Origin of the sequence: Pedobacter antarcticus (genome assembly GCF_900112985.1) — a bacterium.
GTDB classification, from domain to species: Bacteria; Bacteroidota; Bacteroidia; order Sphingobacteriales; family Sphingobacteriaceae; genus Pedobacter; species Pedobacter antarcticus.
In genome coordinates, this window is the sequence record NZ_FONS01000001.1 from 288,807 (window position 1) to 311,054 (window position 22,248).

20 protein-coding genes are annotated in these 22,248 nt (G+C 39.7%); 8 read left to right on the plus strand and 12 right to left on the minus strand.

Translation table 11 applies throughout. From position 1 onward, the window contains the following. Positions 1 to 3: 3 nt before the first annotated feature. Positions 4 to 2,058: a tetratricopeptide repeat-containing sensor histidine kinase gene (locus tag BM192_RS01330; protein ID WP_037438149.1), complete on the minus strand. Its 2,055-nt coding sequence runs from the start codon at positions 2,056 to 2,058 to the stop codon at positions 4 to 6. Between the two features lie 539 nt (positions 2,059 to 2,597). Between BM192_RS01330 and BM192_RS01335 the strand changes: the two genes are divergently transcribed. Beyond that, positions 2,598 to 2,996, plus strand: coding sequence for a hypothetical protein (locus BM192_RS01335; RefSeq protein WP_037438150.1), 399 nt, complete (start codon positions 2,598 to 2,600; stop codon positions 2,994 to 2,996). Positions 2,997 to 3,131: 135 nt separating this feature from the next. Here BM192_RS01335 and BM192_RS01340 read toward each other — a convergent pair whose 3' ends face one another. The 3 genes from BM192_RS01340 to BM192_RS01350 form a co-directional block, all read right to left on the minus strand. Beyond that, positions 3,132 to 3,758, minus strand: coding sequence for an NAD(P)-dependent oxidoreductase (locus BM192_RS01340; protein ID WP_074586637.1), 627 nt, complete (start codon positions 3,756 to 3,758; stop codon positions 3,132 to 3,134). A 19-nt stretch (positions 3,759 to 3,777) separates the two neighbouring features. After that, positions 3,778 to 4,575 (minus strand): inositol monophosphatase family protein, encoded by a 798-nt coding sequence (locus BM192_RS01345; protein WP_037438151.1) that lies wholly within the window; start codon positions 4,573 to 4,575, stop codon positions 3,778 to 3,780. 63 nt (positions 4,576 to 4,638) lie between these two features. After that, positions 4,639 to 5,511: a helix-turn-helix domain-containing protein gene (locus BM192_RS01350; protein WP_157282758.1), complete on the minus strand. Its 873-nt coding sequence runs from the start codon at positions 5,509 to 5,511 to the stop codon at positions 4,639 to 4,641. Positions 5,512 to 5,808: 297 nt separating this feature from the next. Here BM192_RS01350 and BM192_RS01355 point away from each other — a divergent pair, with 297 nt between their 5' ends. Both BM192_RS01355 and BM192_RS01360 read left to right on the plus strand, forming a co-directional pair. Next, positions 5,809 to 6,099 carry a putative quinol monooxygenase gene (locus BM192_RS01355; RefSeq protein ID WP_037438153.1) on the plus strand — a complete coding sequence of 97 codons (291 nt, stop codon included), beginning with the start codon at positions 5,809 to 5,811 and terminating at the stop codon, positions 6,097 to 6,099. Positions 6,100 to 6,111: 12 nt separating this feature from the next. Next, on the plus strand, positions 6,112 to 6,783 hold the full coding sequence (locus BM192_RS01360; RefSeq protein ID WP_037438154.1) for a type 1 glutamine amidotransferase domain-containing protein: 672 nt from the start codon (positions 6,112 to 6,114) through the stop codon (positions 6,781 to 6,783). A gap of 90 nt (positions 6,784 to 6,873) precedes the next feature. Here BM192_RS01360 and BM192_RS01365 read toward each other — a convergent pair whose 3' ends face one another. Further along, positions 6,874 to 7,440, minus strand: a complete 567-nt coding sequence (locus tag BM192_RS01365) for a Crp/Fnr family transcriptional regulator (protein WP_037438155.1) — start codon at positions 7,438 to 7,440, stop codon at positions 6,874 to 6,876. Between the two features lie 136 nt (positions 7,441 to 7,576). On the opposite strand from BM192_RS01365, the gene dctA reads away from it, so the two are divergent. The 4 genes from dctA (at position 7,577) to BM192_RS01385 (ending at position 11,411) form a co-directional block, all read left to right on the plus strand. Next, positions 7,577 to 8,869, plus strand: a complete 1,293-nt coding sequence (gene dctA, locus BM192_RS01370; protein ID WP_169741362.1) for a C4-dicarboxylate transporter DctA — start codon at positions 7,577 to 7,579, stop codon at positions 8,867 to 8,869. Positions 8,870 to 9,007: 138 nt separating this feature from the next. Then, the gene (locus BM192_RS01375) at positions 9,008 to 9,955 is read left to right on the plus strand and encodes a manganese catalase family protein (protein ID WP_037438216.1); all 948 of its coding nucleotides are present in this window, start codon (positions 9,008 to 9,010) and stop codon (positions 9,953 to 9,955) included. A gap of 55 nt (positions 9,956 to 10,010) precedes the next feature. Beyond that, a complete protein-coding gene (locus BM192_RS01380; RefSeq protein ID WP_051759549.1) occupies positions 10,011 to 11,132 on the plus strand; it encodes a sensor histidine kinase in 1,122 nt (373 codons plus the stop codon). A gap of 93 nt (positions 11,133 to 11,225) precedes the next feature. Beyond that, positions 11,226 to 11,411, plus strand: coding sequence for a hypothetical protein (locus tag BM192_RS01385; protein WP_037438156.1), 186 nt, complete (start codon positions 11,226 to 11,228; stop codon positions 11,409 to 11,411). Positions 11,412 to 11,501: 90 nt separating this feature from the next. On the opposite strand, the gene BM192_RS01390 is transcribed toward BM192_RS01385, so the two are convergent. The 5 genes from BM192_RS01390 to BM192_RS01410 all read right to left on the minus strand — a co-directional run bounded on the left by BM192_RS01390 (position 11,502) and on the right by BM192_RS01410 (position 16,341). After that, entirely contained in the window at positions 11,502 to 11,948 is a 447-nt protein-coding gene (locus tag BM192_RS01390) for an Hsp20/alpha crystallin family protein (protein WP_037438157.1), read from the minus strand. 199 nt (positions 11,949 to 12,147) lie between these two features. Further along, complete coding sequence (locus BM192_RS01395; protein WP_037438158.1) at positions 12,148 to 13,566, minus strand: TolC family protein; 1,419 nt, start codon at positions 13,564 to 13,566, stop codon at positions 12,148 to 12,150. Between the two features lie 9 nt (positions 13,567 to 13,575). Further along, positions 13,576 to 14,937, minus strand: a complete 1,362-nt coding sequence (locus tag BM192_RS01400) for an HlyD family secretion protein (protein WP_037438159.1) — start codon at positions 14,935 to 14,937, stop codon at positions 13,576 to 13,578. After that, positions 14,930 to 15,937, minus strand: a complete 1,008-nt coding sequence (locus BM192_RS01405; RefSeq protein ID WP_037438160.1) for an ABC transporter transmembrane domain-containing protein — start codon at positions 15,935 to 15,937, stop codon at positions 14,930 to 14,932. The genes BM192_RS01400 and BM192_RS01405 overlap by 8 nt, the downstream gene beginning before the upstream one ends. Before the next feature lie 53 nt (positions 15,938 to 15,990). Next, positions 15,991 to 16,341 (minus strand): hypothetical protein, encoded by a 351-nt coding sequence (locus BM192_RS01410; RefSeq protein WP_037438161.1) that lies wholly within the window; start codon positions 16,339 to 16,341, stop codon positions 15,991 to 15,993. A gap of 352 nt (positions 16,342 to 16,693) precedes the next feature. Between BM192_RS01410 and BM192_RS01415 the strand changes: the two genes are divergently transcribed. Beyond that, the gene (locus BM192_RS01415) at positions 16,694 to 18,397 is read left to right on the plus strand and encodes a tetratricopeptide repeat protein (protein WP_037438162.1); all 1,704 of its coding nucleotides are present in this window, start codon (positions 16,694 to 16,696) and stop codon (positions 18,395 to 18,397) included. Between the two features lie 20 nt (positions 18,398 to 18,417). Here the strand turns inward: BM192_RS01415 and BM192_RS01420 are convergent, their stop codons facing one another. Together BM192_RS01420 and BM192_RS01425 are read right to left on the minus strand one after the other, a co-directional pair. Then, positions 18,418 to 19,584 (minus strand): PepSY-associated TM helix domain-containing protein, encoded by a 1,167-nt coding sequence (locus BM192_RS01420; protein ID WP_074963863.1) that lies wholly within the window; start codon positions 19,582 to 19,584, stop codon positions 18,418 to 18,420. A 52-nt stretch (positions 19,585 to 19,636) separates the two neighbouring features. Beyond that, positions 19,637 to 22,225 (minus strand): TonB-dependent receptor, encoded by a 2,589-nt coding sequence (locus BM192_RS01425; protein ID WP_088775957.1) that lies wholly within the window; start codon positions 22,223 to 22,225, stop codon positions 19,637 to 19,639. Positions 22,226 to 22,248 lie beyond the last annotated feature (23 nt).

Consider the following 22,248-nt stretch of genomic DNA (forward strand, 5'->3'; position numbering starts at 1 on the left):
AATTCATGAATTCGGTACATTCTGTTGTTCATACATAGGTATCTGAACGTGAAACGACGAACCTTTTCCTGGATATGTATCTATTTCGAAATGCCCGTTTAACAATGCGATGCGGTTGCGGATATTTGACAACCCCATGCCTATATTGTTTACATTTTCGGTGCTTTGTTTAAACCCTTTACCATTATCTTCCACGGAGAGGTGTAAAATATCATTCTCTTCCGAACATTGAACCCAAACTTGATCAGCTTCACTATGTTTCAGTGCATTGGTCAACAATTCCTGCACGATACGGTACACCGACATCAAAAAAAGATGGGAATAATCACCCCTCAGCCTAAAGGACTGAAAATCAATGGACATACAGGACTGGGTCATACTTTTGCATAAATCTCTTATTGCATCTTCAAGACCTCTATATAACAGTGAATCCGGCATGAGGTTATGCGACACCCGACGTAGTTCGTTTACAGATTGGTCAAGCTGACTTATAATGCTTTGCAAATCTCCAATGGCGACAGCATCAACTCGCTGTAAGCCCATATTATCCGTTACAGCAGAAAGCTTCATCTTTACGCTAGCCAGCATACCCCCCAACCCATCATGCAAATCTCTTGCTAATCGGCTCCGTTCTTTTTCTTCACCCTGCAACATAGCATTGTATTGGTGAATCGTCGATTTTTGCCGATGATTTTTAAGCTCTTCCTGCAGCAGCAATTCTTTTTGCTCCAATAACCTTTTTTTGCTTTTCTGTGTTCTATACCATGTAAATCCTAATACAAAAAGAAGCGTGCATAGCGAGGCAAATATGATGGCGATGCTTCGGTTTTTTTGTAGGGCTAAAGATTGCTCCTGATGTTGGGATTTAATTTTCAATAACTCTTTTTCTTTTTCAGTAGTTTGGTATTTGCGTTCCAATTCCAATATTTGTGCCCGGTTTTTATTTGTGAAAAGGCTATCGGTAACAACTTTATAAGCTTCGTACCATTTGACTGCCTCTTGATATTGATTTAATGAAACAGTCGTTGTGGCTAAATGGTAATAAACCATCTGTTTGTTTGCCAAAGAAGATGTTTTTTCTACATACGGGAGCACTTCCAATAATTTGCCCTTAGCTTTCACATGCTGCTTATTCTGCTGATATACTTTGAACTGATCATACAAAAGGGTTGAAATCAGCTCATCATTCTTTAGTATTTTTGCTGTAATAAGTCCTTCTGAAAGATGTTCATGGGCTTTCTCAAAATTTTTAACAGCAGCATGATAACTCCCCGCGACCGTATGGTACATAGGAACATAGATAGAGTTGGGTATCAAATTTGCAATCACGGAGGCTGTATCAAGCATCATTTTAGATTGATGATACTCCTTTGCATAAAGTGCATTTCGTGCCGCATTGACATAAAGTGTTAATCTTTCTTCCGAAGCATTTGCCTGTTCCCGGAGTAAGCTTAAAGCTTTACGATAGTACTGAGCCGCTTTTGCATATTCCTGTAGATTCATCAGGTTCATGGCGACGTTTTGATAATTAATACCAAGAAGAGTAACATCTTTTGTTTGCTCTGCTAAGGGAATCACTTTATCCAATAGAATATCAACATACTCATTTGCTTTATCTTCACGTTGCAAAAGCGCACCATAGCTTCCCCAAATACGCGCACGATAGCGAACAGCTTTTAATTCCTGGGCTCTATCAACTTTTTGAAGCAATCTTTCAGCCTCCATATATAAATCTTTTGCCTTATCTGGGTCTTTATCGAAATAAACGGAAGCTGTATAAAAAGCAATCAACCCTCCATAATAATCTGTTTGTATCTTTGTTCCTAATAGATTTTTTGCTTCAGAGATATAATGCAAAGCTTTGGTGACATTGTGATCAGACCAGAAGAAACTCAAATCAAGCAAACCCACCGCTTTTTCTTCTTGGTTTTTTATTTGTCCTAGTTGGCGGTACAAACTATTGCTATATTGAATTAGCCGGTCTCCCGGCTGACCATTTACCGGCGGAGTAGCTATCGAGAGAAAATATAAAATAAGTAGTTTTATTGTTTTCGACACGAGTAATTTAGTTAACGTTTATCGCTGGATAATATACATAAAATACACCTATTCACAATCTGGCACCATCCCCATAATGAGTTCCTAGTTAAGATGTTGTGAAGTCTGGAGTTTTATCTTAGTATAGCCCTCCATCGCACTTTCGTGGGCAAGGATGCCTACACAGGTAATATTTGCCGATTGCCGGGTGTGATGATACAATTGTTGTAATTCGATTTTCGAACAAAGTCAATATCGTGTTCTTTATAAATTGCCAGACACAAGTTGTTATTTGGAAACGTAGAATAACTTAAACTATTGAAATCAGTTATTTTGAATACAAAAAGTATTGAATATACTTTTTCAATACTTCATTTTTACGCTTAATAATTGTTTTCCTGCCCTAGGTTTCTTAAACTCTGTTGAAGAAGATTTTGCAATCTTTTAACAATGCAATCTGCCACTTCAAACCCAAATTTAATCACTTCAACTGAAAACTTAATTTCCGAATAGCGGTACAGTATACCTTTGAGCCCTAAATAAAAAAATAATTTAAAAACATGAAAAAGTTAATTTTAACCTTACTGTTTGGAACGTTCATTTTAAGTAATACCTACGCGCAGAAGTATTTCGGAAAAACTTATACACCAACACAAAATGTAGATGAGTTTTACGCGAATGCTGATGTAACGAAGGAATATACAGTTATGGGAAAAACTGAACTTGATAAAGGTTTCCGTTCGTTAGAAAAAACCCAGGCAAAGATCATCGAACTGGCGAAGAAGAAAGGTGCTGATGGCGTAATCTTTACAATGGATGAAGAAGTTGTTGCTACAACTAGCTCAGGGAGCGGTAGTGTAAATACAAAAAAGGCGAACAAAGCAACAGGTTTTTCGAGCAGCACCACTACCGATATCAAAGAGAAGAAAATCCGGGCAACATTTATTAAGTATAAATAATTTTCCCAGCAACAAAGCTGTTTTCGAATGCGGCTTTGTCGTTTCAAATTTATTTTTCAGCAAAAAACTGTGTAAAATTCAATTCTTTGAAACTTATAGTCTTATCACCAAGAGGTGATAAGACTATAAGTTAACTTAAGAGGTCAATGCAGGATATTTTTTAAGCATAGTCGGGTTTTCTGCTTCCTTCAATAGATAATGCGCGACGTCGGCTCTAGAAATCTTACCTATTTTGATCCCTTTATAAAGATTTGGCAACACTTTATACTTTTGAGTCAGGGAACTATCTGTGAGTATTCCGGGTCGAATAATTTCCCAATTGAGATTGCTCTTTGAAATGATCTCTTCCATTACAGTTTTATTGAGATACTGATGTTTGAGGAAAATCTGAATCACTGCCCGCATAAAAAAACTTAAGAATCCACGGCTCTCCCCTGCTCCAAAGCCGGTTATAATTAGAATCGGCGCTTTAAATTCCAATATTGCTCCTGCCTTAACAAGTGCGTGAGCGGTATCTGAAAATAGCGTATTTGGTTTTTTATTTTTTGTACCGATCGTCACAATGACCACATCCGCATCCTTCATAACTTTCTTCAAATCAGTTAGCGAAGTGGCGCTACCATTAATCTTTACCAAGTTGGGATCAGCGGGTATACTTTGGGTTTGAGTGGATAAAGCTGTTACGCGATGTCCTTGCGATAAGGCTTGGTGGAGTGTGGCTAAACCTATACCAGCCGACGCTCCGATTATTGTAATATTCATTTTTACTTTTATTTTGGGATTAGTTAACTGGGAATAACCTTTTTGCAACACCTGGGGCAGACACCAGCAGGCTTTCATCTCCCCATTTCCAAACATCGCCTTTGGTGTTCAGAATCTCAGCTCCAGCTTCGCTGGCGATTAAAATACCTGCCAACCAATTGAAAGTATCTAGTCCCAGTTGATAAAACACATCAATTCTACCACAGCCAACATAAGCCAATTGCAAACCATGCGGACCATAATTCCTTACAACTCCAAACTGGTTGAGCAAGCCAGTCACTGCAGCTCCTTGTTGTTGATTAAACCCTCGATCAGCAGACTCTTGATGCCCATATTCAAATGCAGCAACCATTATTTCAGCATCTGATTTCACAACCGGGCTGATATGTCTGCCGTTCATAAATGCACCCGATCCTTTTTGTGCCCAGAAAATTTCATTGGACAGGGGATCATAAATCACCGAAAAGTACACCTCCTCATTCCTTATCATTGCAAGATTAATCGTCCAACCAGGAATATGCTGCAAATACTGTATGGCACCATCCATGGCATCACAAATCCAATATTCCGGTAACTGCAAGGGTCGCTTTTGTCCATTGTTGTCAAATTCATTAATAGTGTTCCACGGAATATCAGGAAACTTATCGTTTAATCCTGTTTTTAAAACCGACATGCAGCGTTCATCAATCGCTTCAAGCTGTCGAAAAAATTCATTTTTAGTCGTTGGAATGGAATTTAGTTTATAATCCTGAAGAAATAGGTCTCCCGCTTTTCTTACGGCGTCCAAAATGGATTGAGTATTTATTTGCTGATTCATTTGTTTCTTTTATAGGACAAAGAACGCAGATAAAAGTAGGGCACAATAGAACAAAACCTTGAATTAATAGTCCTGATCGAGGTATTGTTTACGGAACTCCAAAGGAGTCGAACCTGTGATCTTTTTAAAAAGCTTCCCAAAGTATACAGGTTCCTCATAGCCGAGTTGATAAGCAACTTCCTTCACTGTTAGTTTAGAAAAACAGAGCAGCCGCTTTGCTTCGAGTATGCAGTATTGCTGAATGCAGGCAGATACAGAATCACCCGTAAGACCTTTGATGGTATCATATAGATGTGCTGCAGATATGTTCAACTCAGCGGCATACCTTGCAGGTTGTTTCCATTCTCTATAATGTACTTTAAGCAGCTGTGTAAATGCCTCTTGTATAATAAATCCGCGATTGGGTTTTACCCTCCCAGTGTTATGAATGTTACTGGTTTCTCCCGCTAGCAGTCCAAGCAGGGCGTCGAGTATAGAGTGCTTTGCACGCAGCTTAAATGGGTTCGCTGATTGTTCCTGCAATCTCTCCATCTGTTCCAAAAAAGTGAAAGAGTGTCCATAAAGAAGAGAATTTTCATTTATGAATAAAGGATGCTGAAAGCTTCTTTCGAAAATTAACTGGAATTCTTTGTCCACCAGGGCCGGATCTATACTAATTATCCAACCTTTGAGATTATGTGCCGAAACCGTATAGTGAATCTGCCCGGGAAAAATTAGCAAAAGTGTAGGCCCTAATATTGTGATATTTTTAAAGTCAATACTCATTAACAGATCACCGCTAGAAGCGAACAGTAACAGATAATGATCATCCCTGTGGGGCCGTGAGTGGTCATGTTCAGAAACATGAGCATCGTGTTCTATATTCTTTATGATCATACCTGCCTTAGCAAGTGGTGACAATGGAAATTTAAGAACATTAGATTGTTTATTTCTCAATTCTGTCTTGTTAAGTTTTGCAAGTCTGGTAATGCGGGTTATCTGACTATCAATTTTACACAAAAAATTTATATTTCATTATACTTTGAAAAGTCCAGTCAAGCCCCGCAGAACTAGTATTCATTTAGAGTGATGTAAATCACATTAATCCACAATATTCCGAATGTGATTTACATCACCTGCTTTTCTTTTCTATTAGGCTCATCTTTGACCTGTCAACTAACCAATACTTCATTAAAATATTGAAGATCTGCTGGTAACACGGTTGATAAATGAAATAATTATAAAAAGAATAACATGGAAAAAGAACTCATCGTAAAGTGGAAAATAAAAGAAAGTGAAACTCAAAGAATTTTGACCCTGCTGGAAGAACTAGTTGAGAATACCAGAAATGAACCGGGTAATGTCTTATATAATATCTATCAATCGGTTGAAAATACCAATGAGATTATTCTGCATGAATGTTATGTTGACGCTGACGCGGTAGAGGCTCACAAAGGCTCTAAGCATTATCAAAAAACCGTATTAGAGCAAATTATTCCACATTTAGAAATCCGTGAAGTTAACATCTTAAACAAACTTTTTTAAAAAAAAATCATCATGTCAAAAAGAATATTATTTATCGTCTCCAATGCAAAATTTATTGGCCCAGATAACAGAAAAACCGGTGTGTTTCTTGACGAGGTAGCTCATCCATATGTAGAATTTGAAGACGCAGGCTATCAAATTGATTTTGCAAGTCTTACCGGAGAGGTTCCCCACCTCGATAATATGCAAGCAAAAGACGAAGCATCAAATGCAAGATTCCTAAAAGAGGCCGGATGGGAAAAGATGCAGCATAATAGCAAACTTTCGGAAGTGGATGTGAGTATCTATAATGCAATTTTTGTTCCGGGCGGTTTAGCACCTATGGTCGATATGCCTGAAAATGAACTGTTAAAAGAGGTAATTGCTGAAACCTATGAAAGAAAAGCCATAGTTGGTGCCGTATGCCACGGTCCGGTATCACTACTCAATGTAAAACTTAGCGACGGCACCTTTTTGCTTAAGGATAAAAACATTACTTCTTTTACCAATGAAGAGGAGAACAACTATGCCAGGGCGGATGTTCCATTTGCGCTGGAAAGTGCACTCACTGAACAAGGAGCTAAATTTCATGCGGCAGCACCATGGTCAGACCACAGTATTGCCGATGACAACCTGGTGACCGGACAAAATCCAGCATCTGCACGTGGTACCGCTCAAAAGATGATTGCTCTTTTAGAAGCATAGTATCATCATCAAAAAGGCCGCATCCAATGATTGAAGTAAACCCCAAAAGTTTTTGCCCAACTTTTGGGGTTTACTTATAGGCGTCAAGGTTTAGTGCAAACGACTTAACGTTTCGCGAGATACGCCTAAATAAGCTGCAATAAGCTGTTTTGGAACTATATTATACAATTGCGGGTACATGGCCAGCAATTCTTCATAACGGGTTTTGGCATCGTTATTCATGAAGGACAACAGTCGTTTCTGAGAGGCTACATATCCTCTATTGGAGCGCCAGCGAAAGAAATACTCCAGCGGATAAATTTCCCTGCACAGCCTTTCTCTATCCTCACTTCTCAAGCACAAAACTTCAGAATCGGTGATACAATCAAGACCAATAGTCGCAAGATCTCCATTGTATAAAGAGTTAAAATCAGAAGCCCACCAGGTAGACATCGCAAACTGAAGGATAAACATCTTTTGTTCGTCGTTGACATAAAAAGTTTTCAAGCATCCTTCCAGCACAAAATACTCACAGTCCACACGATCTCCCACACTGATTATCGACTCTCCTTTTTTAAACGAATAAGGCTTAAAGTGCGAGTAAAAATAATCGAACTCTGTATCTGTTAGCGTAATAGTTTTAGCAAGATGGGTTTTTAAAATATCCTGTGGAGACATATAGAACTTGAAAATTGGGAATTACCAAAGATATAATTATAGACTCAATAATTTTACCTCCATTAAGATGCCGATATCTTATATTAGAGGTTTAAGACGCTTTTTTTTACTCAATTATAGACAAACTAGTTACAACATGATGAAGAACATCACCACACACCTAACTTTTCAGGTGATCATTGCAATAATTTTTGGCATCCTGGTCGGGATGTTCTTCCCCACTTTTGCAAATACTGCCAAACTGATCAGCAAAACTTTCATCAACATGATCAGCATGTTGATAGCTCCAATCATTTTCTTCACTATTGTGCTCGGCATTGCCAAAATGGGGGATATGAAAAAGGTGGGACGCGTTGGTGGGAAAGCACTACTTTATTTCGAATTAATTACGACTATAGCTATTTTTATCGGCCTGGTAACGGCCAATTTAATGAGACCCGGTGATGGCTTAGATCCAGTGGTAGGCCATCCCAGTACTGCGACTGCAGCAATTGTATCTGGCAATCCTGCCACCATCCATGCGCCCACGGTTGCAGCTCCTGTTAGTATGGGCTGGATGGATTTCATAAGTAACATCATTACTCCGAATATTTTCGAGTCTTTTGCCAAAGGCGATATTTTGCAAATCCTCTTTTTTGCCATCTTGTTCGGTTTTGCATTAAGCAAAATGGGCCGGGCCGGGAGACATACCATCGTCGCTTTTGAGAACCTCTCTCAGGTTATTTTCAATATAATGAAATTTGTAATGAAACTTGCCCCTCTCGGTGCATTTGGAGGAATGGCATTTACTGTTGGTAACTATGGCCTTTCTACACTGATTCCGATGGGGAAAGTAATGTTGGTCGTTTACATCACTTGCTTGTTATTTATCTTTGTAGTGCTCAATTTCATCTGTTACCTCTATAAATTTAGCCTTTGGCAATACCTGAAATATATTCGTCAAGAGATCTTAGTAGTGCTTGGAACCTCTTCTTCGGAATCTGTTCTGCCAAGCATGATTCAAAAGATGGAACGTTTTGGTTGCTCGAAATCAGTCGTAGGACTGGTAATTCCTACCGGTTATTCTTTTAACCTCGACGGTACTTCTATTTATCTTTCTATTGCCCTGATTTTCCTAACCCAGGCATTCAAAGTCGAGATTGGAATCACAGAGCAGATCGCAGCGATGGGCATCTTAATGGTAACTTCAAAAGGTGCTGCCGGCGTTACCGGTAGTGGTTTTATTGTGCTCAGCTCGACACTGGTTTCCTTAAATATCATGCCCGTAGAAAATGTGGCTATCTTATTGGGTGTAGACCGGTTTATGTCGGAAGCCAGATCAATCACCAATCTAATTGGCAACGGTATCGCCGTGGTGGTGATCGCTAAAAGTGAGAAAGAATTTGATGAAGAAAAATATCAACTGGCTATCAACCCGGCAACAGCTTAATTTTATTGATGCGATCTGCGAATAGTTTAAGGTATAAATACAGATATAAACAGGTATAATCCCCGAAAACTATTTGACATAGTGCAGGTTAGTATGACTGGTGAGCAAATTAGCAAACCTCAATTAACCCTACCTATTATGTTTCATCATTCAAAAGATTTACAATTTAATGCTAGAGTATCCCGCCCTGATCCTGCTTTCGCAAACATTCTGTTAGAACAGTTTGGAGGAGAGAATGGCGAACTGGCAGCCGCTATGCAGTACTTCACACAAGCTTTCGGAGCTAAGCAACCACATCCCGACAAGTACGATATGCTTATGGACATTGCGACCGAAGAATTTTCACATCTTGAAATTGTTGGCGCTACAATCCAAATGCTACTTAAAGGTGTAAACGGTGAACTGAAAGATGCAGCCGACGCATCCGAGATTATGCAAGTATTGGATGGCAAAGCCGCTAAAGAAAACATTATTCATGCAGCACTTAGTGCGAACCCTCAGTTCCCAATTATAACAGGTGGCGGGCCAACGTTGCGTAACAGTATGGGCATTCCATGGTGTGCGTCTTACATTCATTCTAATGGTGATTTGACAGTCGATTTAAGAAGTAACCTTGCTTCTGAGTCGCGGGCAAAATTAGTTTATGAACACCTTATGAAATTTACTGACGATCCTTACGTAAAAGAAACGTTGTCATTTCTGATGACTAGAGAAGTAGCGCATTATAAAATGTTTGAGGCCGCATTGGAAACTATTCAACCAAATTTCCCTCCAGGAGTATTACAGGCTGACCCGCGTTTTACGCAGCAGTATTTTAACCTTTCACCATCACAGAGCGTACGCGGTCCATGGAATGAAGGTGAAATGCCTGCCATGGGTAAGCAATGGGAATACGTATCAGACCCTCTTAGTCATATTGCCGAGACTGAAGGACTAAGTATACCCGGCGACGATCTGGCTGAAGAACTGGAGGAAACCGAGAAAATAAATTTGCAGATGAGTAAAATACGTAGTGAGGAAGTCAAACAATCAGAGCCCGACGGTGTTGCACAATGGAGCAGCTATACGGCTGATGCCCTAAAATAAGGCACACCGTTATAGGGGCTAAAATATGTACCTTAGCCCCTATTTAATTACGCTCATGCACAAGAACACTGAAAATATCAATACATTAATCGAACTCAACGAAGAATTGGAAAACTATTTTCAAAATACAATCATACCGCAGCTCTTTGTAGATGCAGATCTGATTCTACGTAAGTTCACCCCACCTGCCATGAGGCAGTTCAAATTAAAAAAGGAACATATAGGAACGCCCTTAATTGATGTAAAAGAAAATTTTCGGTTTCCGACAATCATTGATAATATCAATCTGGTAATCACGACGGGCGAAATCCTGGAAAAAGAAATCCAGACGACAGATCTGCGCTGGTATCAGATGAACATTCTTCCATATGTGTTGAGAAAAGAGAATAAAACCAATGGTGTAATTATCACGTTTGTGGACATTACTTCGCGTATCAAGGATTTAAAAGAACAGGAAAAATTAATCGCTGAACATGAATTGTTACTTGATACCATTGCACACGACATAAAAAACCCGTTGACAGCATTAGGGATAGGAATAGGCATGCTAAAAAAGTTCCAGGAAAAGGGCATGGAAAAATTCCCGTCTCTCTTGGAAAAGGTGGAGGGCAACCTGACGAAGATGAAAATGATTATTAATGATTTAGTGCAATCACGATGGCATGAACACCGGTATCAGGCGGAGGAAGAAATGCTCGACCTCCAAAATATAATTGAAGATGTGAAGCTTACGCTCGCTCCACAAATAAATGAATCAAACGCCAAAATCAAGCAACATATTGGTCTTTCGGAAATTACCTTTGCCAGGCGCAAGCTCCGAAGTATTGTGTATAATCTTGTGAATAATGCCATTAAATATAAAGCTCCGGATCGCCGTCCGGAAATACATATTGAGACCTATTCAGAAGATGAATTTATGGTTATCAGCATCGCAGACAATGGAATTGGTATAGACCCAGAAAATTTGAGTTCAATCTTTGAGAAGTTTCGACGTGTAACAACATCAATAGAAGGAAATGGTGTTGGACTTTATCTGGTAAAACAAATTCTCGAAAATTCGGGAGGTAAGATTACAGTGGATAGTACACCAGGTAAAGGTTCGACTTTTAAGGCGTTCCTAAAATTGGACGGAAGCATTCGCTCTCAGGAGAAAGATTCGGCAATTACATCATTTTAGGGACCAGGTCTCTAAGTTGTTAGCATTGGATAGCTTAACAATATGTTAGGCATAGATATTGCATATGCTCGGACACATCTAAAATCTCAACTTATGAATGTCAAACGTACCTTCGGGACCATCCTGACCATCCTTGGAATTATCGGTCTGATCTATGCCGGTTATGGATACACACAACATAGTGGCGCAACCAGGCAATTAATCGTATTTGGTGTTATTGGAGTAATATTCTTTTTCACAGGCGTAGGATTAGTAAAAAACACTAAGGACGAGGCGTAGCTTCATTGTTTCCTGCCCGAGCTAAAGCAGTCTACAATGAAAGAGCCGCCTGAGAATGGCGGCTCAACATTAGTAATCAATAAAATTAACTTATTTAATTTCAATCTGGCGGCTCTGCACTTTAGCCTCCTCCCGTTTCGGGATATTAATAGCCAGTACACCATTTTCGTAACTTGCCTCAATGCCATTTTCTTCTGCAGATTCCGGAAGTTTGAAGGAGCGTACAAATGAATTATAACTGAATTCACGCTTATTGAAGTTACGCTCCTGCGAATCATTCTGCAAAGATTGCTCTACCGAAACGCTCAAAACATCTCTTTCCAGAGAAAGCTTAAAATCTTCTTTTTTCAGACCCGGCGCAGCCAGTTCTAAATGGTAATGGTCTTTACTTTCGCTAATGTTGGTAGCAGGAACACGGCTCATCATACGATCAGAAAAAAATGTGTCATTGAAGATAGAGTCAAACACATCATTAATGCCTGGCATCAAGCCATTTTTCTTGTTGCTGTTGTTGGGATTAAATTTAACCAGTGTCATAGGTTTTTCCTCCTTAATTTTTAATGATTAAAACTTATAATTAATTAAACTCTTGAACTTCACGTTCGAAAAAGATGTATCAACTGGAATGCCAACGCCTGAGAAGCCAAAATCAACTGAAAAAATTTCAGAAACAATGAAAAATTTGCAGTACAAAATGTCAAAAATTCACGATCACGACTGAAATTTACTAGTTTCTTTACATCCTGCTACCCGCTTTATAATAAAGCTCTGCTAATGTTTTCTGATAACCCGCAATCATTTCCTCTCGCTTGATTTTCATATCAATCAATTTAGATTCACGGGTATTGATCAGAAACAATGTGCTTTCACCCAAATCAAACTTGGAAGATTCACCACTTAACAGCACTTGCTGGTTTGAAATGCTTTTCACTTGCACCGCAAGCTGTTCGCTATAAGCATTTAAATGATTGTAACTTGTGAGTACCGAATTTCTTATTTCACGGTTGGATTGCTGCATATCATATTCTAATTCCCGCTGCTTTATCTTTACCTCTCTTAGCTTCCCCCGCTCTGCACGAAGGAAAAGAGGTAGTGCGAATTCGAATCCGAGCTTATAGTTACCCATATTGAAATCGTAATTATCGGGAACATAGCTATTAAAACTTCTACGGGTAGATAATAACGATCCGCTTACATTAAGTTTAGGTTTCAGCATTTCTTTTCGGTAAGAGCGCTCCACAGCGAGCTGCTCCCCTTTCGCACGCAACTTGATCAATTCAGGATGGCTACCTGCAGCAAATTCCAGCAGAGTGTCTAATACTTCCTTTTTAGGTTTATCATTCAATTCTACAGCCTGAAGCGGCCTGGCGTTCTCTGGCAATTCCAGAGGCTGCGCTTCATCACTCCACAAGTGGTTAGATAAAGTAAGCCTGGAGTTCAGCAGGTCTATTTTCATCTTTTCATACTGAATCATTCGATCCTGCACTGTAATTGCTGCCTCAACCGAATCAATGCTCGCCTTGTCGCCCAATAGCGTTTGTCTGCTTATTGCCTTAAATCTAGTTTGTGCCAGTTCCAGCCCCTCACTAATCAGTTGAAATTGATTATAAGAGAAATACCAGTTCCAGTAGTCCTTAACTATATTGTACCAAATAGCATTAATCTGCTTTACGCGTTCTGCTTCTGCATAATTGACCATAATTTTTGCCTGCCTTAAGATATTTCTTCTAGAATCTATCAGCAAACCCTGGCCTAGAGGAATGCTGAGGCCAATACCCGCAAGACCAGCTGTAGATGTATGGGTTTCCGGGTTTACAAATTCGCCAACATTACGGTCATATCCTATTTTAAGATCGGCACCAGCAAGCCAAAGGGGAACTTTCAGCTCGCTGGACCAGCGGTTATAATAGGTTTTGTCGCCAAACATCTTCCTGTCGAAGCCTGCCTTGATTCCAGGATCGAAATAACCAAGTGACTGCATTACATTAGCGCGTGCAGACTCGCTCAATAGCGCTGCCTGTTTAACCACAGGGTGGTTGCGAAACACCATTAACTCCAGATCCTGTAACATAAATACATCGACAGTATCGGTTTGTGATTGTGCAGGGGAATTCAGTAAACCGAAGGATATAATTAAGATTAATAACAACTTCATAAAATATTTCTATTTGCCTTGATTACCAACACTTTTCGGTTCTCTCTCCAGGCTTGGAGGAAAACCATTTAACTGTCGCCATATCTCATACCAAACTGGTACAGAGTTTAAAATGACTCGGCCAAATACCCCCGATCCTTGTCTTAGCTGAATCGGCCACGGCTCGTCAGTCTGAGGAACCGGAACCATTTGCTTAACCAGCACCCGGTAAGTACCATTTGCGCTTACCATTCTATCTATCGAAAATACCCTGCCGGCAAACGTACCTACGGCTACCGACGGCCAGCCAGAAAACTGTACCGAAGGCCAACCTTCAAATTGTATCCGAACTTCACTCCCTTCCGTCATTAGCGGAACATCCATTGCATTTACGTAAATTTCTGCCGCCACCAGAGGGTTTTCTGGTTGCAGCGTAGCGACCGACTCCCCATCTTTAATGTTCTCGCCAATACCCGCTTTCATGGTCTTAATCACGTAACCATCTTGTGGCGCACGAACCACGTACAAACCTCTGCGGAAATCAATGTTTGCAATCTCATTGCGTAATTTTGCTATATCGCCCTGGGCACTGGCCTCTCCCGATAGTGCAGTTCCCATATCAGATTGCGCCTTAGCCAGAGATTCCTGGTATTTAGCCCTGATGTTATCCAATTCGATCTGTGCAATAAGCATCGACTGTTTTGAACTGTTTAGCTTATTCTCTTGAGCAATCAGCTTGGCATTATCGTTCTGGACGTTCAGGCGGCGGGTCTCTATATCGGTAAGAGAAAACAATCCGTCTTTAAACCCTTGTTCGTAACGCGCTAAACGCGATTGGCTTACGCGGTAAAACTGGCGCAGAGCCTGCATGTCCGCACTATCGCTCTGCACATAGTTGATGCTCTGTTTAACCTTATTTTCTGCGGCTATCAGCTGAAAGTTTAATCCGCGACTAAGTGCACCGATCTGATCTTCAGTAGCACGCATCTTTTGCCTTGCAGCTGCTTCACTTCCTTGCTTTGCTTTTAGCTGTTCCTTCAATCTAAGTGGAAGTTCAGGATCAAAGTAAGATTGACTTATCTCTGAAATCAACAGTATGGTGTCGCCTTGCTTCACCTTTTGCCCTTCGCTGACATGCCAACGTTCTATTCGGCCCCCAATTTGATTTTGAATAGTCTGAGGTCTATCCTGAGGCCGCAGTGCAGTAACGGTGCCCTTGCCCGGAATCGTTTGCCGCCATGGTAAAAACAAAATACAAATCGAAAGTAAAAATGCAACCAGCATGATCCTTTCCAGTACCAACACCTTACGCATACGCAGTAAAGACTGACTGGTCTTTTCTCCAAGGTTTTCCCAATTAGCCTGGTGGTTTACCTGATGATGATTAGACATGGTTTACCTCCTGTCCTTCTTCCAATTCCAGATCGGTTACCACTGCCAGCTTTTCTGCACTGGCAACCATATCGAATACCGTATTCATGCTTGTCATCAGTTTTTCTACTGCATAGCTGATCTGCACCACAATAACTTCAGCCGCCACAAATTGACCGAAAGTCATTTGCCTGTCGATGACAAAATATGAGCCCATTAAAAGCAGTGCGCCCATTAGTATAGCCCGTATAACTATGGAACTGGCAAAAAATTTACGCAACACTTTAAAGTGACTGGTACGTGCCTTAAGGTATCTTGAAGTAATGTCATCCGTCTTTTCCATCGCTTCCTTCATTTTACTTTTATTGCCACGATAATGATCGAGATTTGCAGCTACATCTTCTAAATATGCGACCACCTGATATTTATGTCCTGATTCCTCAATACTAGTCCGCACAGCATCTTTATAATAAAGTGCAACGACAAATACCAACACGAATGTGATGAAGATACCGAAGGCCATATATACCGGATGATAAAAGGATAGTAATATTGCACTGAAAAAAATTAACACAGCTGACGATATCATTTCTACGACTAATTTGGCAAGCCCCTTTTGGATCGTCAGGATATCAAAAAAACGGTTTACCAGTTCGGGAGGATATTCACCCGATAATTCGGCCTTTTTGATCCGTGGTAAACGATAGGCAAACTCCAGAGCAGTTCTTGCGAATATCTTTTGCTCAACAAGCTCCACAAGCGTCAGCTGACCAATAAGCAGCAGACCACCAATCAATATCCCAATAAGCACAACCCCAATTAAGATGTAAGTTGAACTATACATTGAACCATTGCTCAGCAAATTGAAAATTGCTGTCGTGCCCAAGGGTAGTGTCAGTCCGAGCAATCCGATCAGTACCGCATAAAAAAATATGTAATTAATAGTGGATCGCTCATAATGGAGTATTCCAACCAGGCGTTGCCAGGGCCTGAGCGCCGGCACATCATGTTTTTTGTTCATGATAAACTTTGAAATTTAAGTGTCAGGGAAATTGAAAATTACCTACCCGTATTTTATACGCGTAGAAAACCTGCCGCGTTTTCAGGCGGTTCAGTAGGTATTGCAATATGGGGCTCGGAGAGTCTAGCTACCAGATAGCGCTTATTGTGGGCTTCGGTAGCTATGTAAATTTTTGACCAAAAGAGATCCGTATCCGTCGAGCCGACATACCACATTTTTTTTGCAGATCTACCGGACTTTTCCTTGTTCGTATTTTTTTCCTCTTCAGTAACAGGCTCATCTTCCATTACCAGATAAAAAGATGACCATCTACCAATAGAGGCTGTCGCTTTAAGGCCAAAGGCAAAAAACAACACCATACTGAACAAACAAATCAAAATTTTACGTCTAAAAACAGCCACCATCTGCCCGCAAATATATTATTGCAGAGTTTATCACAAACAAATTTCGTGATTTCACCAAGCATTTGACGAAATGATGACCACGAAATTAAAAACTCATTAGAAAGTGATTAGAAAACCGGTTCAAACAGTAAAAACAAGAGTAATTATAATATTATACCTGGCTCTTTGTTCTTAAGCGCAGCATTGTCTTTACTTGTACCATACATTCGGAATTTCACAAGATTCTAAAATTTATGATAACCAGGTTATCAGCTACTTCAGCGTCAGGAAATGTTCTAAAGAAATCTATTTTCACAACTATATAAATTTAATCGATTGGCGGTAAAAAGCTATCTTTGATAAAAACAAATGGATGAGCCGTTACTTTAAATTAATCTTCACCTGTTTCTTATTTACCCTTCTTTCGTCCTACTCGAAAGCGGAACATCCCTCAACTCATTTGGATCGTCTTCTCGCCAAATACCGCTCCTATACGCAAGAAGATCGTCTAACATACTCCTTCGATTCCCTCATTCAGAAATCAAAAACTGAGGAGAAGCCGTTCTTAAAGATTATTTACAAGACGCTCCTGGCACACCTTTATTCAAAAAAAAACGATAGAAAAAATGCCCCCAGCGAACAGCTGTATCGCGAAGCAATCACATTAGCAGAACAAACCCATCACACTGGAATTCTAATATGGGCCAATACCGAATTTGGAAATTATTATTATACATACAGCGAATACATAAGTGCTCTGCCTTACTATTTAAGCGCATCGAGAGCACTGGAATCATTTCCAATATCAAAAGTTCCGGAGGCGAGTCGTGTTTTGATTAAAAACGCATATTTTTTCGGCACGATAGACGACCACCAAACATCCATAAAATTATTAGAAACAGGGTTAGAGATTACACCCCGGTCATCTTCAGAATATGGGAACATCCTTTACGCGATTGGCGCACTATATCTGAAAAAAGAAGCGCTTGAAGAGGCTGAGACTTACTTCCTGCGTACGATAACCTCTGCAAATAATACGGCAGACGAAATGCGGCGTGCGAAAGCGCTAGGCGAGCTAGCTATTATCTATAGTATGCGGGGCGATACTGATAAAGCGGAAATTTATCTTTTGGAGGACATCGCCATCTCAGAAAAAAAAAGCGACCAACGCAATACCATGTATGCTCAAATACAGCTGGGAAAGCTCTATTTTAAGATCGGACGCTTAGACAAATCCGAACAAATAATTAGTAAGGCGCTTCTATATGCGACGACGAAGCTTTATTTAAAAGGATTTGAAAAAGAAATTTTAGAGATTAAGTTAAAGATTGCCCAGGCAAAACAAGACAGTCAATCTGAGTTAGCTTTGAGAAAAAAACTCGACAAAATAAACTTGCATCTATCGGTTACAGATGGTCAGGAGATTGTTGATAAAGTAAACTGGCAAACGCAGAAGGAAAGAATCAAATGGCAGTTAGAAGCCGAACAGGCAAAACTGGACAAATCGTCTATATTAAAATGGACCTGGGCAACTGTAAGTTTCTTACTGTGTCTGATTATCGTACTTACATTTTTGTCATACAATCGGCGTTTAAAGTTTCAAAGCCTCCACTTTGAGAGGAAACTACTCTCTTTTGAGTTTGAAAAAATCCGCTCTGAAAAGTTGCTTAAAGAAACCAATAACACATTATCGTCTTATCAGGTTTATCTCGAAAAAAAGAATGAGCAAATAGACCAGCTTGAATATGAAATTGACAAAATAAAGAATGAGTCGGAAAGACAGTCATTAGAGAGTTTACTGGATTCGCACCTAATGACTGACGAAAACTGGATGCTGTTTAAAAACGCTTTTATTGCAGAAAAAGAAGAATTCTATGATGATGTATTGAACACCTTACCAGCTTTAACTGAGTCTAATCTCCGAATTATCTTATTGCAAAAATTAGGTCTGAATAATCAGGAAGTTGCTAACCTGCTTGGAATCACGATAGACGCTGTTAAAAAATCAAAACAGCGTATGCGAAAGAAATATGGAGAAACTCTCGATCAGATCTTAAAAGAGTCACACTGCGTTTAGTTTTGGCCTGCTACTAATTTTTACTCCATACCAACAGGATTTTTTCGGTTACGCTTCCTCCGCTTACCCCATTTTTTATTATACCAGATTAAAAATCCGGTTATTGGAAGAGAAGCAGAAACCAGCGATATCAAAAAAACTAATATTTTGCTTGGTAAGCCTAAAATACTTCCCGTATGAATGCCATAATTAATATCCCTTAATTTTTCCCGGCCATCTTTCCCGTCATATGTACTTGCCTGAATTAATCTGCCAGAGATTACATTGTATTGTGCTTGAGTTGTTTTAAAAATTGATTCATATCGTGCAAGTATGGTTACAACGGATGAGCCACCTCTTGGGAAATAAAAATGATAGGCCGTTGCATCGGGATATTTCTTTTTAACATCTGCCAGAATATTATCAAGTGGTTTTTCTATTGGAATTTCTTGCTCAGTATTGATTACTGGCGACGTTTCTACCTGGGTTCTTATATTTAACAATCTTTGAACTCCATTGCTAAACCAAGGAAATGCAAAAACCAAACCGGTTAATGCGATTACAATACCAACACTTAAAGAATAAAAACCCAGTATGCTATGTAAATCGTAATTCTTACGCTTGTTCCCTGTATCTGCTTTCCACCGAAACAAAAACCGTACACGCCTTGCCTTTTTATTTTTCGGCCACCATAGATAAATTCCCGTAAGTAATAAAATCAAATATAGCAATGTCGCTATCCCGACAACAGGCTGCCCCAAGTCTGTCTTAAACAACAGACTCCAGTGTAAATATAGAATAACCCGGAAAAACTCAAACTCTGACTGTTCATGAAAAACCAGCTTTCCTGTATATGGATCCATGAATAATGATTCATAATACTTCTTTTCATTCCAGTACCAAATACCTTCATTACTATCTTCCTGATAAGCTCTGAAATGAAAGGTTTTATTAGGGGAATTCTGAATCTCTAAAGCTGAGACAGGCTTGTTCTTACCCCATATATTTCTTGCGTTTTGCAGCATAATCTGCAGAGATAACTGCGTTTCTTTCGTTGACGCAACCTCCATCCTATCCCTATATACCAATGGCCGGATTTCGTCAACAAATGTAAGCACGCAGCCCGTTAGCCCCAATATGATTACGACTAGCCCCGATAAAACACCTACCCATAAATGGATAGAAATTAATATTGTTTTTAACTTCATATGTAAAAAATAAGGCAGCAAAGAAGTCACCCTCCTGCTGCCTGAAACTCGTCTAAAAACGGAATGAAAGATTAGCTGTCAAATTTGATGGTGCCTGGAAATTGGCCCAGCTATCCCAATATTTCTCATTGAAGATATTATTAGCTTTCACTTGCAGACCCCATGCTTGTTTATTGTAAAAAACCACAGCATTAACTAAAGTGTAAGACGGAATAAAGAAATTGTTGTCTGCAGCCCTGTACATTTTATCTACATAATTTATACCGGCACCAAACCCAAAACCTTTGAGTTGTTTTTGAAATGCATAGGAAGCCCATAAATTCGCTACGTTCTCCGGTGCATTTCCAACCCTGTTTCCGTCAATTTTAGCATCTAGTTCAGCCCTCACAATACGGTTGTCATTATACCCGTACCCTGCCAGGATGTTCAAACCGGGTAATGGTTGTGTGATCAACTCCAGATCCACACCTTTACTCAATTGTTTACCATCCTGTATGGTAAACAATTCTTCATTCATACGGGTTGCATTATCAATATTGATACGGTAATAACTTGCGGTAAAACTCAACTTTTTCTCAAAAAGTTCTGCTTTCACCCCTGCTTCGGCCTGATTGGCAAATATTGGATCTAACACTTGGCGGGTACCATTAGGTTGTGAAGCGGGAGCCACATTTTGAAAGCCGCTCATGTAATTGGCGAAAATTGATATAGATTTTGGTAAAACTTCATATACCACGCCCAATTTTGGCGCTAATGAAGTCTGTTTATAACCATCTTCACCTTCAATCGCTTTTCTATTGTATCGATCCAGACGCAGGGATAACATTGCCGAAAGGCGGGGTAATATATTAATCATGTCCGATGCATAAACACTAGCCGTTTGCTGCGAAGGAGAGGGAAAAGGTTCAAAACTTACTGCGTCATCGATTTGTTGGCGAACAATTGGTTTAAATGGCTTTGTAACGTCTATTTGATCGATAGGTTGTATTTCGGCAAATAGAAAACTAGAACTATAATGACGATAATTGGCTCCGATAAGAATATTGTGCGTAAGTCCGCCAGTCTTTAGCTTTCCATTAAAGTTTTGCTGGATGTTTGTATAACCGTTATACACTGGACCATATACATAGGAAGCACGTGTAACATTACTCGGCGAAGACCAAATCACTAATCGCTGATAACTATGGTCTACATTCTCAGATACGAAAGAGAAAAGTGTAGTTGATTTAAAGTTATCTGATAACTTATACACTGCTTCAGCAAAGACCCTGGTTGCATAATTCTTTACATCTACATTATCATGGAACAAAGATTTCTTGTTATCTAGTAACAAATCACTAGGCTGCTTAATTTCCGCAGACCTGAACACATAATTCATAGGTTGCGTATTGTGGACCTGTAATAACTCTGCATCTACATTTAATGTTAGCTTCTCATTAACATTGTAAGTGATGCTTGGAGCAACTAAAAAGGTATTGTTGAAGCCATAATCAAGAAAACTTCTCTCCCGGTGCGAAGCAGCATTTACCCTAAACAGCACGCGCTTCTCATTGTCCAATGGCGTATTTACGTCTAAAGTAAGCCGGTTTAAACCAAAGCTTCCGGTTGTGTAACTCAACTCGGTTTTTTTCGCTTCTATCGGTTTCTTTGTGACTACGTTTACGACCCCGCCAAAAGAAGATACCGATGCTCCAAATAAGGTTCCTGAAGGTCCTTTCATAATCTCTATACGTTCAATATTCGCCAAATCTAATGCCGAACGGTCGGAAGTAGACTCCATTCCATTCCGGGCGTTAATTCCTGTTCCAAACCCTCTGAAATAGGCGCTAACTCCTCCAGATGGATTGGTAATAGCAACTGCCCCGCCGGCATTACGCAATGCATCTGCAACTGAAACGATAACCTGTTCCTGCATAAGCTGTTTTGTTACCACACTATAAACCTGGGGATTTTCCAAATTTGTTAAAGGCAAACGGGATACATATTCTGTTGTTTTGTTGGCAAATCTATTTACACGTTCGCCATTTACTACAACTTCCTGCAAGGCATTCATATCTTCATATAGGGTAAAAGAAATCTTAGTTGTTCCATTCGGCGTAACTGTGACTTCTTGTTTCTGCCCCTTTAACCCCACATACTTTGCGGTGATCCTATACGTTCCGACCTCTATATTCTTAAAACTAAAAAGTCCATTTTCATCTGCCTGTACTTTCCTGTCTTCAATGTCAACATTGACATAAGCGGCTGGAAGACCGTCACTCGTAACTACCTTTCCTGAAATAGTTCCTTTACCATTAGATGGTTGAATATTGATCCGGTTTCCCTGTACTTCTACCCGGCGTATCTGTTCACCGAAGATATCCTGAAGTATAAATTCTACAGTCGCATTTTGATGTGAAAAACTGATTTTACGGTCTGCATTTAACAAATCCGGACTATACACAAAGCTACATCCTGCTTTGGCTTCTATTTCGCCCAGAGCATTGGCAATACTTAGGTTACTAACCTGAATACTGATGCGTTTTTTTAGTATGGAAGTTTGTCCCGAGGCTGAGATACTTGTGACGAAAATTAAAATTATTAAAATACTCGTTTTCAATGCGTGTGAAAACAAGGTTGCTCTAAATAGCAAAAAGTTCATATTTTTGATTAAAAGTAATGTGA